The sequence below is a fragment of the Pseudomonas putida W15Oct28 genome, assembly GCF_000708715.2.
Lineage (GTDB): Bacteria > Pseudomonadota > Gammaproteobacteria > Pseudomonadales > Pseudomonadaceae > Aquipseudomonas > Aquipseudomonas putida_R.
This window is the reverse complement of record NZ_JENB01000002.1, coordinates 65,240-80,845: the sequence shown is the minus strand read 5'-3', so window position 1 is coordinate 80,845 and position 15,606 is coordinate 65,240. Positions and strand designations below refer to the sequence as shown.

The window sequence follows — 15,606 nt, the reverse complement described above, 5'->3', positions numbered from 1 at the left end:
ACAAGGAGTTCATCATGTGGCAGGAAATTACCGCTCACATCAACGACGTGGTATGCGAAACCCGCACACTGTCATCTCCGCCCGGCCAACTGGGCGAAGTCAAGGCACACATTGATCAGTTGCCCATGGCCATGCGCCAGGTGGATGCCGTTCAACAGCGCGTCATACAACACGTTGATCGCTCCACCGAGCTGATCAATACGGCGTTGCTGCACATTACCCAAAGTACCACCGACAGCAACGATGCCCTACTCACCTACACCTCCCAGGTGGGTAGCGAAATTGGCCAGATCAGCACCGAACTGCAAAGCCTGTCGCAGACAATCGGCCACTTCCGCAACCTGCTTGGCCAGGACTCCGGGGTCTTGAAGAGTGAGGCCATGCAGGCCCGCGCGCGAATAAAGGCGCTGGAGGATCGTCAGCGGGAGCTGGCCAGGAAGGCCCAGGAGCTTCGTAATCGTTCGACCTGGACGTGGGTGTTCCTTCCGGCCAAAGCGATTGATGAGTTGATCAGCCTGGGCCAGCACGGCAAGTCTACCGAGGCAGCGCTGGAGGATGCGATCCGCGAGCTGGGAGACAAGCGCCGCGAAGCCAGCCACATGATCCGTATCAGCGATGTGTGCGAGCAACTGCTGAGCCTGCTCAACGCCTTGGCCGAGGGCCTGCAGGGGGTTATCAACCAGCAAGCGATGCTCAAGAGTTACCTGAGCAACGAGGGCCGGTTTGCGTCATTGACCACGCCTGATAACGCACGTTTGTACCTGAACACCGTACTGGGCATTTTGCGCTTGATGAGAGAGCAAGCCAACTGATCGGGAAAAGGAGTTTCATCATGATGCTGTTCTTCGGTAAAGCCAAAGTTCGTGCTGACGAGAGCGACGAAAACGCCTCCCGGGCAGGCCGACTGCAAGCACTTCGAAAGCATTTCTACGACTGGAAGAAGTGGCAGGAATTCGCACCGCAGGTGCCATTCCAGCCCCACGCTATCCAGCAGATGCTCAATGCACTTGACGACACGCCGACCAAGCAATTGCGCGACTACAAAGGCGACCCCTCGATACTGGTGCTCAACGCCCATGGCAATGATACGGTGTTCAACGGCTATAGCGGCCAACAGGTTGCGAATATGCTCGTAAGCTTGGGCATTGAAGCAGCCGGCACCCGGGAAATCTGGGTGGCTGCATGCAGTGTGGCACTGCAAGAGCAGCAGCCTGGGTCGGCCACCATCTTTCGCTTCGTCAACGACCTGCGCTATCACTTGCTGCAGGCAGGGCTGGACATCAACGTCTACGGGCCTCGCAACATCCTTTGGTATAGCGGCGGTCTGGTGCCTGTAGGTGATCAGCACAAGTATGAGTACGACGAGGTTTACATTGCGCCTGAAGACGACGTGATTGCGCAAGGCAAAGACCGCAAGTACGCCTTCAACGAAGGTTGGTTGCTCGCCCATCCTTGACGTGGGCGTTGGGCAGGCCGCCGGTTTCGTGCCGGCGGCCTGCTCAAGTATCTGCAAGCTCGCGCAGCGCCTTCAGGCGCTCATCGATGCGCGCCTCGCGGTAACGGCCTGCGGACATGCCAAAAAACTTGCTGAAGCAGCGATTGAATGTCCTGACCTCCTCAAAGCCGCAACGATAGGCAACGGTTTCGATCGGAAGGCTGTAAGGCGGTACGGCCAACATTTCGCAGGCCCGCAGCAAGCGCAGCATGCGAATGGTTTCGGCAACGGTCTGGCGGCGCTGGGCAAAGGCGCGGTACACCGTGGTGCGGGAGCAACTGACCAAACGCGCGACGGCACACACATTCAGTGACGTGTCGGCAAGATGCTGTTCAATGACCTTGCAAGCAGCCTGGTAAATCCACTCATGTGCTGGCTTACCGCATGTCGTTGCAATCAGTGAAACCGGTCGGGGCCTGAAACGTCCCCAGAAACAACCACCCAGCTGTTCGCTGCTGCCCCATACACACTGCAACCCTCGCGCGTCAGCCTTGACTTCGCTCTCCATAGTCTTCCCCTGTGCAGCTTCGTGCTCGTGCCGCAGCACTGACAAGTGGCATCGCCAATCAGTCAAGGAAGATAGCAGCGGCTTTGGGGTACCTCTGGTTGCCTCTCGCCATGGCGCCAACTGTGCCGCCCTTGCGCCTTCCATGCCCAAGCCCGGCAATGCCTGCTAGTCTGACGGACGATGGCGGCCCTGCTGGCGGCCTCCCCTTTACCCACAGGCACGGGCCAATGACCTCCGACCCACAAGTAAACCTGACCAACTGCGACCGTGAGCCCATCCAGATCCCTGGCAGCATCCAGCCCCACGGCTGCCTGCTGGCCTGCGATGCATCGGCAACCGTGGTCCTGCGCCATTCGGTCAACGCCCCGCACTTGCTGGGCCTGGCAGGCGATATCAACGGCCAGAAGCTGCACACGGTGCTAGGGGACGAAGTAGCCCATACCCTGCGTAACGCGTTGGCCCGTACCCGCGAAGGCTCGCGCCCTGCCCTCAGCTTCAGCGTGATGCTGCCCAACGGCCAGGCCTTCGATATCGCCGCGCACCTGTTCAAAGGCACGGCAATCCTGGAGTTTGAACCGGCCGGCGCCAGCATCGCCGAGCCCATCGAGCTGGCCCGTACCCTGATTGCCCAGCTGCGCGAAATCGACCAGACCACCAAGTTGTTCCGCGACGCCGCCCGGTTTGTCCGGGCCGTGCTCGGCTACCACCGGGTGATGATCTACCAGCTGGGTGCCGATGGTGCCGGCAAGGTGGTTGCCGAGGCCAAGCGCAGCGACCTCGAAAGTTTCATGGGCCAGTACTTCCCCGCCTCGGACATTCCCCAGCAGGCCCGCGCGCTTTACCTGCGCAATCCTATCCGGGTCATTGCCGATGCAGGGTACGAAACGGTGGCCATCGAGCCTGTCCTCGACCCGTCTGGCGAACCACTCGACCTGTCCTACGCGCACCTGCGCAGCGTATCGCCGATTCATTGCGAGTACCTGAGCAACATGGGTGTGGGCGCCTCGATGTCGATCTCGGTCATTGTCAACGGCGAACTGTGGGGGCTGATCGCCTGCCACCACTACGCACCGCAAACGCTGGCCATGGGTCAACGGGTAGCCGCCGAGATGTTCGGCGAGTTCTTCTCCTTGCATATCGAGACCCTGCGCAGCCGGCAAAAACTCGAAGCCGCCGTGCATGTTCACAAAGCACTGGACAGCATGCTGCGCGATGCCAACCAGGCAGCCGACATGGATGCGTTCTTCCATTCACGCCTGCCGCGGCTCATGTCGCTGATCCCGAGCGATGGCATCGGTATGTCACTGCAAGGCCGCTGGTCATCAGCCGGCCTGGCGCCACCCAAAGCTGCCGTGCCCGACCTGCTGCGCCTGGCAGATATGGTGTCCGATGGCCGTACCTGGGCGTCCAACCGCCTGTCGATGGTGCACCCTTCGGCCCAGGCGTACTTCACCGATGTGTCTGGCGTGCTGATCATCCCGATGTCGCAGCAGCCGAGGGATTACCTGATCTTCTTCCGCAAGGAGCTCATCGAAACGCTCGACTGGGCCGGGGACCCGAACAAGACCTACGACAGCGGCGCGCTGGGCGATCGCCTGACGCCACGCAAGAGCTTCTCCATCTGGAAAGAAACCGTTCACCAGCAGTCGTTACCCTGGACCGAACAGGATCGCCAGTTTGGCGATGCCATCCGCACCGCCATCGTCGAAGTGGTGCTGCACAACAGCGAGCTGCTCGCCAGCGAGCGCTCGAAGGCTGAAGTGCGCCAGCGCATCCTCAACGAAGAGCTCAACCACAGGGTCAAGAACATCCTGTCGCTGATTGGTGCGCTGGTTGCCCACCCGACCTCTGAGAGCCAGACACTGCAAGACTATGTAGCAACGCTGAAGGGGCGTATCCAGGCATTGTCGCTGGCCCACGACCAGGTGGTGCGCGGTGATGGTGGCGGGCGCCTGGAGATGCTGCTGGAGGCCGAGCTTTCGCCCTATCGCACGGCTGCCGGGGTGATCGAGCTGCAGGGCCCGAACGTCATCCTCGATGCGCGCGCCTACTCGGTCATGGCCCTGGTGCTGCACGAACTGGCCACCAACGCGGCCAAGTATGGTGCGCTGTCGCGGGCTAGCGGCAAACTTTCGGTGAACTGGGTAATCGATGCCGCCAACGCCTGCACCATCAGCTGGCGTGAGCGTGGCGGGCCAACGGTGCGCCCGCCGAGCCGCAGAGGCTTCGGCTCGGTACTGATCGACCGCAGCATCCCGTTCGACCTGGGCGGCACCAGCACGGTGGAATACTACCCCGAAGGCCTGCAAGGCTTTTTCAGGATCCCTGCCAAGCACCTTACCGTCGCCGAAACGTTCGAACCAGCCATCCCGGCCTCGGCTATGGCCCGTGTAGACGATACCTTTGCAACGCGCACGGGCTTGTGCGTGCTGATCCTCGAGGACCAGCTGGTGATTGCAGTCGGCTTGGAGCAGATTCTCAACGATGCTCAGATCAAGGACGTGATCACCGCCAATTCAGAGGATGAGGCAATGCAACTGCTCGCCAGTCGTACACCGGATGCCGCGATACTGGATGTAAACCTGGGTACCGGCACATCCATTTCCGTGGCCGATGAACTGGTGCGGCGTCAGGTACCATTCCTGTTTGCCACGGGCTATGGCGACGGCATCAGCATTCCCGAGCATTTGAAGGGTGCCCCCGTAACGCGTAAGCCTTACGACGCCAACAGCATCCTGGCCAGCCTGCAGAGCCTGTTGGGTCACTGAAACCCGATACCAGGCCGCTCCTCAGGGAAAGGCGCCAGCCTTGCGCTGGCGCCGTACCTCAGGGCTTACACCGCCAGCGCGCGCTCACGCAGCTCGCTGTTGAGGATGCGGTCGTTCTCGCTGTAATCGACCGGGCAGTCAATCACGTGCACGCCTGGGGTCTTGATGCAGTGCTCCAGCAGCGGCAGCAGGCCTTCGGCGCTTTCCACACGGTGGCCGTTGGCACCGTAGGCTTCGGCGTATTTGACGAAGTCCGGGTTGCCGTAGTCCAGGCCAAAATCGGTGAAGCCCATGTTGGCCTGCTTCCAGCGGATCATGCCGTAGCCGTCGTCACGCAGGATCACCACGGTGATGTGCATGCCCAGGCGCACTGCCGTTTCCAGCTCCTGGCTGTTCATCATGAAGCCGCCGTCGCCGCATACCGAGATCACCGGGCGGTCCGGGTGTACCAGGTGCGCAGCCATGGCCGATGGCAGGCCGGCGCCCATGGTCGCCAGGGCGTTGTCCAGCAGCACGGTGTTCGGTTTGTGCGCCTTGTAGTTACGGGCGAACCAGATCTTGTAGATACCGTTGTCCAGGGCAACGATGCCTTCGGACGGCAGTACGCGACGGATGTCGGCAACCAGGCGCTGCGGGTAGACCGGGAAGCGGTTGTCGTCACCACCTTCGGCGATCTGTGCTTCGTTGGCTTCACGGATGGCCATCAGGCGGGTGAAGTCCCAGTGCGACGTGTCGTTCAGCGCTTCGCTGATCTGCCACACGGCGTTGGCGATGTCGCCGATCACTTCAACCTGCGGGAAGTACACGGCATCGACTTCGGCGGAGCGGAAGTTGATGTGGATGACTTCGGTGCCGCCGCGGACCATGAAGAACGGCGGCTTCTCGATCACGTCGTGGCCGATGTTGATGATCAGGTCGGCCGCTTCGACGGCGCGGTGCACAAAGTCACCCGACGACAGTGCGGCGTTGCCCAGGAAACGCGGGTGACGCTCATCGACCACACCTTTACCCATCTGGGTGGTGATGAACGGGATGCCGGTCTTGTCGATCAGCTGCTTGAGGACCTTGGCGGTCATCTTGCGGTTGGCGCCAGCGCCGATTACCAGAATCGGGTTACGGGCGGTCTTCAGCTTCTCGACGGCAGCTTCGATGGCCACGTGTTCGGCCAGCGGGCGGCGGTGCAGGCTACGTGGGATTGGCAGTGCGTCGGTCTGCTCGGCGGCGATGTCTTCCGGCAGCTCCAGGTGTACTGCCAGGCGGAAGGCTTCGCGCATGCGCGACGGGATGTTGTCGGCCGAGGCGAACTGGTGGGTGTACTTGGTGATGGGGTCCATCATGCCGCACACGTCAATGATCTGGAAGCGGCCCTGCTTGGACTTCTTGATCGGCTTCTGCCCGGTGATCATCATCATCGGCATGCCGCCCAGGTAGGCGTAGGCGCTGGCGGTGACCAGGTTGGTGGCACCAGGGCCGAGGGTCGACAGGCTGACGCCGGTCTTGCCGGTAAGGCGGCCGTAGGTGGCAGCCATGAAGCCTGCAGACTGCTCATGACGGGTCAGTACCAGCTTGATCTTCGACTTGCGCAGGGATTCGAGCAGGTCGAGGTTTTCCTCACCAGGAATGCCGAATACATACTCGACACCTTCGTTTTCCAGGCATTGCACAACGACATCGGCGGCCTTGGCCATTTGGGGTACTACCTCAAAATCTTTGTGGGATTGCAGCATTATTACGCTGCGTGACTGAGATGTTGCAGGATGTCTCAGTGGCGCGCATCGTAGGCCCTCTGGTTAATAATAATAAATATATTGTTATGATGCTTAGCATCACAGTTCGTTATGAATGGTAGAACGCCTCAATGAACCTCAAGGCATTGCGCTGCTGCGTCGAGATTGTCCGCCAAGGCAGCTTCACCAAGGCTGCGCAGCATTTGCACATCGCCCAGCCAGCGCTGAGCATGGCCGTAACCCGGCTGGAAGAAGAACTGGGCGTGAGCCTGTTCAACCGCACCACGCGCAAAGTCATCCTCACCGCCGAGGGCGAACAGTTCCTGCCTCGCATTGCCTCGGCGCTGCGCGAGATGGATGTTGCCCGGCAAGAGCTGCGTGACATGGCCGACCTGAAGCGCGGCGAAGTGCGCCTGGGCATCCCGCCCATGTTCGGCCTGCACTATGTACCCGGGTTGATGAACGCCTTCCGCCGGCTGTTTCCTGGCATTGCCATGACCGTGTTCGAAGGCAGTGCCGAGGACATAGGCCATCGCCTGGAACAACGGGAAATCGACCTGGCCCTGCTGGAGTCCAGGCGCGTGCCGCCCGACAAGGAATCGATCCTGCTGGGCAGTGACGAGATGCTCGCGTGCATGCACCCCGACCACCCTTATGCCGGCAAAGCCTTCCTCACGGCGGAAGACCTGCGCAATACCGACATGGTGGTGTTCGACCGCACGTTCGTTCAACGTCACCTGCTGGACGCGTTCTTCGCCGAACACGGCATTACTTACCAGGTGGCGTTGCAAAGCAACTTTGTCTCGCTGGTGGTGCAGGCCGCGCTGGACAACATGGGCGTGGCGACCCTGCTGCGCTCGGTGCAACAGCGCACGCCGGGCATCGTCGGTGTGCCGTTCCGGCCGGCGCAGCTGATGAGCTTCCGCTTGTGCTGGCGTTCGGGGGAATACCTGTCGCTGGCCAGCAAGCGGTTCATCGACTTTGCAGCGCAGACCCATTACCTGGAGCGTTGAGGCTGGCCTGTTCCGGCCCTTTCGCGGCTGAAGCCCCGACTACAAGGCAAACACAAGCCCTGTAGGAGCAGCCTTGTGCTGCGAAGAGTCCATTACGGCCGAAGAAAATCTTTAGCATCACCGGCCTCTTCGCAGCACAAGGCTGCTCCTACAGGGTGATGCGCCAGGCTGAGTGATGGCGCATCACCCCGCGGTTTTCAATGCCAGATGGGCGATCACCTGCTCTGCCGCCCGCCCCAGGCAGCCCTTGAAAAAGTGGTTGGCACCTGCATAAACCGACACCGCCCGTTGCCCCGGGCCAGCCCATTGCAACAGGTTGGCCAGCGGCGCCATTTCATCCTGTTCGCCATGCAGCAGCAGGCAATCCGCAGGCACCGGCAGTGCCTCGTAATATCGCCCGCCTGGTACTTCACCCACCGGCAGCCCCAGCAACGCCACTGCCTGCAACTGCCCTTCCAGCGCACAGGCCACACGGGCGAACACATAGGCACCAAAAGAAAAACCTACCAACGCTACCGGCAGATCAGGCAACTCCCGTCTGAAGTGACGGATGACCGCGATGCAGTCTTGCGCTTCGCCGATGCCCTCGTCGTGCGCACCTTGTGTCTGCCCTACCCCACGGAAACTCGGCCGCACCACCTGCCAACCGGCTGCGCACAGCTGCCGCGCCAGGGTCAGCGGTACGATATGGCGCGGGCTGCCGCCCAGCAACGGTTGTGGGTGGCTGACCAGCACCACCCCCTTGGGCGGCCCGGCCGGGTGGTCGATCAGCAGCTCGATCTGGCCGGCCGGCCCATCGATAAACAACGGGTTACGTGGTGCATCCGACATCGTTTTCGTCCTTGCTAGCCAAATGAGTGGCGCCTGATCACGCCGTTTGCCGCGGGAGGCTGCGCATCACCAGCAACACCAGCACGACACTGGTCAATGCCAGCGCCGACAGCGTTGCCAGCACCCCCATCGCGCCGAAGTGCTGGAACAGGTAGCCGCCCACCAAGGGCGTCAGCGCCTGGCCAACCAGCGATGGGCGCGACATCTTGCCCATCAGCGCAACATACTGGGCTGGCGGCATCAGGGCCAGCGGCAGCAGCCCCCTGACAATGGCGCGCAGGCCATTGCCGGAGCCATACAGCAGCAGGCCCAGCGCGGTCACGCCCGGCGCCACGGCCACCAGCGTCAGGCCGACGGCGACCAGCACCGATGACACCAGTGCAGTCCAGATCGGGTGGCGCTTGCCGGCGATGATCTGCAGTACCCGCGACGCCACCTGGCTTGGCCCGAGCAAGGCACTCAGGCCAATGGCAGCCGCCAGTGAATGGCCCTGGCCCTGCAGTACCGACACCAGTTGCACCGAAACGGCAGTCATGATGATCGCGCCAATGGCGAAGATCGCGGTCAGCAGCCAGTACAGGCGGCGGTCCACAGGCAGATCGCTCGTCGCCATCATGCCCTGGGCCTTGCGCTGCGGCTGGCCTGCCGGCAACACCCAGAGGTACAGCGGCGCCACCGCAACGATCAGCACCAGCGCATAGGCCGTACAGGCCGAGCGCCAGCCCAGATGTTCGATGGCCAGGGCCACGATCGGCCAGGTCACAGTGGTGGCAAACCCGGAAATCAGGGTAATACCGGTAATCGCCCGGCCCGCCCGTTCCGCATACAAGGCACCGAGGGTGGCAAACAGCGCTTCATACAGCCCCATTGCCATGCCCGCGCCGATGATCACCCAGGCCAGCAGGAACACTTGCAGGCTGTGGCAGTTGGCAACCACCAGCAATCCCAGCCCCACCAGCATGCCGCTGGCAGCCAGTTGAGGGCGCCCGCCATAACGCGCCACCAGGCGGCTGGACAGCGGCGCCAGCAACGCCGAAACCATCAAGCCCAGCGACAGCGCCCCGTACACCCAGCCGCTGTGCCAACCGGTCTCGCGCAGGATCGGTTTGCCCATCACTGCCAGCAGGAAGAACGAACCACCCCACACCAGGATTTGCAGCAGGCCTAGCCAGAAAATGCCCAAGGGCCCAGGAAAACGTACGCCAGCATTCACGCAGACAACCTTATCGACCAAGCGGGCCGGATGTCGGCACACGCAGGCGGCAGTCTAAAAGAGCAGGCATACAGGCTGCCATAGAATCCCGGCATTTCAGCTATGTGCAGGGTAAACAGCGCTGAACCCGTCAGGAGTACATTTGTACTCAATCCTTTGACACGGTAACAATCAGGGCGCTACTGGGCTGCTGAGCAGCGCCGACTAGTCCTGCTTGATGCTCAAATCCTGGGGGCGCTTCGCACCCCTGTCGCGACACAAGGCCGCTCCTACCAGGGCCGGCATTACCGATTTGGCCAAGATGGCTGTAAGCAGCTTGCTAGAGCGGTTATTTCATTTTCATTAGGCAGCTAATCAAGCTATTCTCGCCCGCGCCAGAACAACATCAAGGAGCCGGCATGAAGATTGAAATCGTACGCAACGAGCAGGACGCAGGCTGCAAAGTGATCATCGACGGGCACCCCGTGTCGTTTGCTGACATGCACCACGCCCAGGCCTACGTTGACCAGTTGCAGGCCCGACTTCAAGCCGCTCCCGAGGCCTTTGCCAGCCCGCTGGCAGAACCCGCCTGACGCCGACAGTCGTGCGAGGAAGCCGGTCAGCTTCCTCGACGTTGCCGTCAAAGATTGACTATGATCCCGCCTTGAACGTTTCAGCATGTTTCAATAGGGATACAGATGTCAGTCCAGGAACTACCCCCTCTCCCCAGTAAAAGCACCGTCGCGAAGATGGAAGCCGCCATGGCGCTGGGCAGCTTTGCCATCGGCACCGGCGAATTCGCCATCATGGGGCTGATGCCCGACATCGCCAGCAACCTGCAATTGAGCGAGCCCCAGGTGGGCCATGCCATCAGCGCCTACGCGCTGGGGGTAATGGTTGGCGCCCCGACACTGGCTATTCTCGGTGCCCGGCTGTTGCGCAAGCACATGCTGTTGCTGCTGATGGCACTGTATGCCCTGGGCAACCTGGCGACCGCTTTCGCCCCCTCGTTCGGTGGCTTGGTTGCCTTCCGCTTCATCAGCGGCCTGCCCCACGGCGCCTACTTCGGTATTGCCGCTGTGGTCGCATCGAGCATGGTGGCCAAAGACCAGCGTGCAGGTGCCGTTGCCCGGGTGATGATGGGCCTGACCCTGGCCATGTTGCTCGGCAACCCGGTGGCGACCTACCTGGGCCAGTTCTTCGGCTGGCGCTCGGCGTTCGTGCTGGTTGGCGCGATCGCGTTGTGCACCATCGCCCTGGTGTGGCGCTTCGTGCCCCAGCCCCAGGACGAAGTGCGCAGCGACCCACGCAAGGAGCTGCAAGCCTTCACCCTCCCGCAGGTATGGATGGCGCTGGCCATCGCCTCGATCGGCTTTGCCGGCATGTTCACGGTCTTCAGCTACCTGGCGCCGACCATGCTGCAGGTGACCCAGGTGTCGCCCCAGTGGATTCCGTTCGGCCTCGCGGCGTTCGGGGTGGGCGGCATCGTTGGCAACATCGCCGGCGGCAAACTGTTCGACCGCCTGCAGTTCCGCGCCGTGGGGCTGGTGCTGGTGTGGTCGATCGCCGTGCTGCTGTTCTTCACCTTCGCCGCCCAGGCGCTGTGGAGCCTGCTGTTGGGCATCGGCCTGGTGGGGACCATGATTGCCCTGGCAGCGCCGCTGCAGATCCGCTTGATGGACATTGCCCATGAAGCGCCGAGCCTGGCGGCGGCGTCGAACCATGCCGCGTTCAACCTGGCCAATGCACTGGGGCCGTGGCTGGGTGGCATGGCGATTACCGCCGGTATGGGCTGGACCAGCACCGGGTATATCGGCGCGGCGACTGCGCTGGTTGGCCTGGGCATCTATCTGGTGGCGCGACGGATGAAAGGCGGCCACTGATTGATGCACAGCGCTCCAGGGAGCGTCATTCGTATGCCCTGTGAGCGCAAGTTTCAGATCCAGGCCTGCTGGCGCGCCAGCACCGAGCCGGCCGATTCACCCAGCAGGTCGGCGTAGACGCCTGGGGCGGTGGCGCCTTCGGTGCTGATGAAGAGGACACGGGCATCGCCGTTCAGGCCCAGGTCGGTGGCTACACGGGCGCTCTTGACCAGTTGGATCAGCCCGGCCAGGCCTGCGACGCTGGACTCACCCGCCACCAACGGAATATCGCGGGCACTGCCGGCCGCCAGGCGGCGCATGGCGGCGACCGCCTGGTCGTCGCTGATGGTCATGAAGTAATCCACGCTCGATTCAAGGAAGCGCCAGGCCAGTGGTGATGTTTCGCCACAGGCAAGGCCCGCCATTATCGAATCCACCGAGCCCGTCGCCCTGGCCGGTTTGCCCAGCAAGGCACTCTGGTACAGGCAGTCCGCCTGTTCGGGCTCGACCATGACGAACAGCGGACGTTGCTCGGCAAAGTGCTCCCACAGGTAGCTGACGATGCCGGCTGCAAGGCCACCTACCCCGCCTTGCAGGAACACATGCGTGAACGGCGGCTGCCCGGCCGCGGCTTCGATGATTTCCGCCGCGATGGTGCCGTAGCCCTGCATCACATCACGCGGGATCACCTCATAGCCTTCATAGGAAGTATCGGAAACCACCGTCCAGCCATGGCTGGCCGCCAGCTCGGCGGCGTGCACGACCGACTCGTCGTAGTTGCCGGCAATGCGCACGATCTTTGCGCCATAGGCGGCAATCGCCTGCGCGCGCTCGATGCTGACATTGGCATGCAGCACGATCACGCAGCGGCAGCCGATACTCTGCGCGGCAGCCGCCAGGCCCTTGCCGTGGTTGCCGTCGGTGGCGCTGACAACGGTGAAGTGGGCCAACAGGTCTGCATGGCGGCCCTCCAGCAAGCCACGCGGGTCGAACGGCTGTTCGGGGAAGGTGCGCAGAATCAGGCGAACCAGGGCAATCGGCGCACCGAGGGCCTTGAAGCTACCCAGCTCGGAACGTACCGACTCGTCCTTGACCGACACCTGGGCCACGCCCAGTTCCGCGGCCAGGTCAGGCAAGGCATACAACGGCGTGGCACCGGCGGTCAGACGGGACCAGCCGGCGAGCCACTGGCGGCTTTCCTCGGCCTTGGCGATGCTCATCACTGCTTGCAGCGCTTGGGGGTATGGCTGCCGACCAGCCTTGGGGTTGGAAACAAACATGCGGTACTCCTTTCTACAGGCAACAGGAAGCCCACGCCGCTGCAGCCAGGCTTCAGCGGGCGGGAAATTTCAGTGGAAATCAGGCGTGCAACAGGCGACGGTTCACCACATCCAGCAGCACCTGTGCCCCCTGGATCAGCTGCTCATTATCGGTATGCTCGCGCGGGTTGTGGCTGATACCGCCCTGGCTGGGCACAAAGATCATCGCGGCCGGGGCGATGCGGGCGATCATTTGCGCATCGTGGCCGGCGCCAGAGGTCATGCGCCGGTGGCTGAAGCCAAAACGCTGCGCCGAGGCTTCGATCGCATCGGCCAGATCCGCATCGAAGCTGACCGGCTCGAAGCGCACCAGCCGCTCGGTGCTGATGCTGACCCCTTCGCGCTCGGCAAGCGCCTGCAGGTAGTGGCTCAGGCGGTTTTCAGCGTGTGCCAGGCAGGTTTCGTCCGGGTCGCGCAGGTCGACGGTGAACGTGGCCTTGCGTGGAATGACGTTTATTACATTCGGCTCGAACTGCATACAGCCAACCGTAGCCAAGGTGGTGCCGGAGTCCACGGCCATGGCGCGCAGTTCGGTGACGATGGCACTGGCCACGAAGCCTGCGTCATGGCGCAGGTGGGTGGGTGTGGTGCCGGCATGGTTGGCATGGCCCTTCACCTCCACCTGCTGCCAGGAAATGCCCTGCAGGTTCTCGACCACACCAATCAGGGTGTTCTCGGCTTCGAGGATCGGCCCCTGCTCGATGTGCAGCTCGAGGTATTCGTGCGGCACGATGGCCCCAGGCTCCAGTGCGCCGGCATAGCCGATGCGCGCCAGTTCATCACCAAGCCGCGTACCGTCGGTGCCCAGGGTATCCAGCGCCTGCTGCAGCGGCAGGCCGCCGGCGTACACCAGCGAGCCCATCATGTCGGGTTGGTAGCGCACGCCCTCCTCGTTGGTAAAGGCGCCAACCGTGAGTGAACGCTCGGGCAAGCGCCCGGCATCGCGGTAGGCGCGGATCACCGCCAGCCCGGCCAGCACGCCGTAGCAGCCATCCAGGGCACCGGCGTTGGTCACGGTGTCGATGTGCGACCCCATCATCAATGGGCGTTGCTCACCGTGGTCATCGGCTGCGCGCAAGGTGCCGAAGATATTGCCGATACGGTCGACCTGCACATCAAGGTCAAGCTCGCGCATCCAGCCGACCAGCAGGTCGCGGCCGGCCTTTTCGGCATCAGTCAGCGCAATGCGGGTGCGCCCACCGTGGGTGGCATCGGCGCCTACCTGCCCGAGTAAACGAATCTGCTGCAGCAGCAAAGGGCCGTTCAGTTGCAGTGAGATGCTTGCATTCATCAACCGTTTCTCCCTGGATGCAGTGCCATGGCGAAGCACCACTGCTTTGTTCGTGGGAGAATTCTATTTGCTTTGGACGTACGAAAAACTTGATTTTCGGCCGCTACATGCAATTTCATTACGTTTTTCCGGCCTTCAGCAGTGTTTATCAACGGAGTTACGTTCATGCCCCTCGATCACTTCGACCTGGCCCTGCTCGATGCGGTGCAGCGCGACGCCAGTAGTTCCCAGCTCGACCTGGGTGCGCAGGTCAACCTGTCATCGGCGGCGGTCAACCGGCGGTTGAAGAAGATGTCGGCCGACGGCGTGATTCGCGGCACGGTGGCGCAGGTGAACGCCGAGCAGCTGGGTTACACCCTGACCGTGATCACCGAGGTTGAAGTGGAGAACGAGCGGCTGGACCTGCTGGACGAGATGAAGCGCACCTTCCTCGCCTGCCCTCAGGTGCAGCAGTGCTACTACGTGGCCGGGGGGTGCGATTTCGTGCTGATCATGCTGGTGCGGCACATGGAGCAGTACACCCAGCTGACCCGCGAGCTGTTCTTCGAAAACAACAACGCCAAACGCTTCAAGACGCTGGTGTCGATGAGCAATGTGAAGACCGGAATGTTCGTGCCCACCCTCACAAGTTAAAGCCCTATCGCGGCCCCCTGGCCGCAGAAAGCGCTACCCTACCCCTTTCTGCACCCATCACTGCCGAGCCACTCATGTTCGATTGGGAAGACCTGCGCCATTTCTCTGCCTTCACCTCGGCCGGATCGTTGTCCGCCGCCGCCAAGGCCCTGGGCGTCGACCACGCCACCGTGGCCCGGCGCATCGCTTCGCTCGAAGCCTCGCTCAAGCTCAAGCTGGTCGACCGGCGCCCCCGCGCCTATGCGCTCACCGACGAAGGCCGACGCGTTGCCGAACTTGCCGAGCAGATGGCCCTGTCCTCCTTCGCGCTGGAGCATTTCGCCAGTGCCGGCCAGCAGGCGGTGGAAGGCGAAGTGGTGCTGTCGGCACCACCAGCATTGCTAGGCAGCATCGTCGCCCGGCGTCTCGGCGAGTTGTACCAGCGCCATCCGCAGTTGCGCCTGAAGCTGGTAGGCAGCAAATCAAAAGCTTCCTTGGCCCGCCGCGAAGCCGACATCAGCATCGCCCTGGCCAGGCCGACAGAGCCGACCTTGGTGGTCAGCCTGCTGGGGCACCTGGACTACCGGCTGTACGCCTCGGCCAGCTACCTGGCCAGTGCGACGGCCTGGCGCTACATCGGCTACGACGAGTCCCAGGCCAGTTCCCCACAACAGCAATGGCTGAACCGCCAGGCGGGCCAGCAGCCCTTCGCGCTACACAGTAATGACTTGCGCATCCAGGCCCAGGCCTGCGCCGGCGGCATCGGTATCGCCTGCCTGCCCGCGTTCATGGCGCAGGAGCACGGCTTGAAGGAAGCTGGCCGCGCCGAGCAGACCATGAGCATCGAAATCTGGCTGGCAGTGCATGAGGACGTGCGGGCCACACCACGGATCAAGGCAGTTACCGACTTCCTCCAGCAACAGGTGCGGCCGTTACTGCGCTTGTGAATTTTTGCGGATTGGACCTGCATCAATACGGAATTTTCGCG

General features: G+C 62.5%; 14 protein-coding genes. 8 read left to right on the top strand and 6 right to left on the bottom strand.

The window, feature by feature from the left end; genetic code table 11:
* Positions 1-14 precede the first annotated feature (14 nt).
* Positions 15-812, top strand: a complete 798-nt coding sequence (locus AK81_RS01600) for a hypothetical protein (RefSeq protein WP_043196270.1) — start codon at positions 15-17, stop codon at positions 810-812.
* Between the two features lie 20 nt (positions 813-832).
* The gene (locus AK81_RS01595; protein WP_043196269.1) at positions 833-1,456 is read left to right on the top strand and encodes a hypothetical protein; all 624 of its coding nucleotides are present in this window, start codon (positions 833-835) and stop codon (positions 1,454-1,456) included.
* A 43-nt stretch (positions 1,457-1,499) separates the two neighbouring features.
* Here AK81_RS01595 and AK81_RS27790 read toward each other — a convergent pair whose 3' ends face one another.
* Positions 1,500-2,003: a helix-turn-helix domain-containing protein gene (locus AK81_RS27790; RefSeq protein ID WP_160325556.1), complete on the bottom strand. Its 504-nt coding sequence runs from the start codon at positions 2,001-2,003 to the stop codon at positions 1,500-1,502.
* Positions 2,004-2,230: 227 nt separating this feature from the next.
* Here AK81_RS27790 and AK81_RS01585 point away from each other — a divergent pair, with 227 nt between their 5' ends.
* Complete coding sequence (locus AK81_RS01585; RefSeq protein ID WP_043196265.1) at positions 2,231-4,771, top strand: HWE histidine kinase domain-containing protein; 2,541 nt, start codon at positions 2,231-2,233, stop codon at positions 4,769-4,771.
* 65 nt (positions 4,772-4,836) lie between these two features.
* Here the strand turns inward: AK81_RS01585 and AK81_RS01580 are convergent, their stop codons facing one another.
* Complete coding sequence (locus AK81_RS01580; RefSeq protein WP_043196263.1) at positions 4,837-6,459, bottom strand: acetolactate synthase large subunit; 1,623 nt, start codon at positions 6,457-6,459, stop codon at positions 4,837-4,839.
* 170 nt (positions 6,460-6,629) lie between these two features.
* Here AK81_RS01580 and AK81_RS01575 point away from each other — a divergent pair, with 170 nt between their 5' ends.
* A complete protein-coding gene (locus AK81_RS01575) occupies positions 6,630-7,511 on the top strand; it encodes a LysR family transcriptional regulator (protein WP_043196262.1) in 882 nt (293 codons plus the stop codon).
* A gap of 183 nt (positions 7,512-7,694) precedes the next feature.
* On the opposite strand, the gene AK81_RS01570 is transcribed toward AK81_RS01575, so the two are convergent.
* A complete protein-coding gene (locus AK81_RS01570) occupies positions 7,695-8,342 on the bottom strand; it encodes an alpha/beta hydrolase (protein ID WP_043196261.1) in 648 nt (215 codons plus the stop codon).
* A 37-nt stretch (positions 8,343-8,379) separates the two neighbouring features.
* Positions 8,380-9,504, bottom strand: a complete 1,125-nt coding sequence (locus AK81_RS01565; RefSeq protein ID WP_043196542.1) for an MFS transporter — start codon at positions 9,502-9,504, stop codon at positions 8,380-8,382.
* Between the two features lie 449 nt (positions 9,505-9,953).
* Between AK81_RS01565 and AK81_RS30120 the strand changes: the two genes are divergently transcribed.
* Together AK81_RS30120 and AK81_RS01560 are read left to right on the top strand one after the other, a co-directional pair.
* Positions 9,954-10,127: a hypothetical protein gene (locus AK81_RS30120; protein WP_160325555.1), complete on the top strand. Its 174-nt coding sequence runs from the start codon at positions 9,954-9,956 to the stop codon at positions 10,125-10,127.
* Positions 10,128-10,232: 105 nt separating this feature from the next.
* Entirely contained in the window at positions 10,233-11,417 is a 1,185-nt protein-coding gene (locus AK81_RS01560) for an MFS transporter (protein WP_043196260.1), read from the top strand.
* Between the two features lie 53 nt (positions 11,418-11,470).
* Here AK81_RS01560 and AK81_RS01555 read toward each other — a convergent pair whose 3' ends face one another.
* Together AK81_RS01555 and AK81_RS01550 are read right to left on the bottom strand one after the other, a co-directional pair.
* Positions 11,471-12,676, bottom strand: coding sequence for a diaminopropionate ammonia-lyase (locus tag AK81_RS01555; protein WP_043196259.1), 1,206 nt, complete (start codon positions 12,674-12,676; stop codon positions 11,471-11,473).
* Positions 12,677-12,755: 79 nt separating this feature from the next.
* On the bottom strand, positions 12,756-14,006 hold the full coding sequence (locus AK81_RS01550) for a Zn-dependent hydrolase (protein ID WP_043196258.1): 1,251 nt from the start codon (positions 14,004-14,006) through the stop codon (positions 12,756-12,758).
* A gap of 165 nt (positions 14,007-14,171) precedes the next feature.
* Between AK81_RS01550 and AK81_RS01545 the strand changes: the two genes are divergently transcribed.
* Positions 14,172-14,639 carry an Lrp/AsnC family transcriptional regulator gene (locus AK81_RS01545; protein ID WP_043196257.1) on the top strand — a complete coding sequence of 156 codons (468 nt, stop codon included), beginning with the start codon at positions 14,172-14,174 and terminating at the stop codon, positions 14,637-14,639.
* A 74-nt stretch (positions 14,640-14,713) separates the two neighbouring features.
* Positions 14,714-15,565: a LysR family transcriptional regulator gene (locus AK81_RS01540; protein WP_043196256.1), complete on the top strand. Its 852-nt coding sequence runs from the start codon at positions 14,714-14,716 to the stop codon at positions 15,563-15,565.
* The last annotated feature ends 41 nt before the right edge of the window (positions 15,566-15,606 follow it).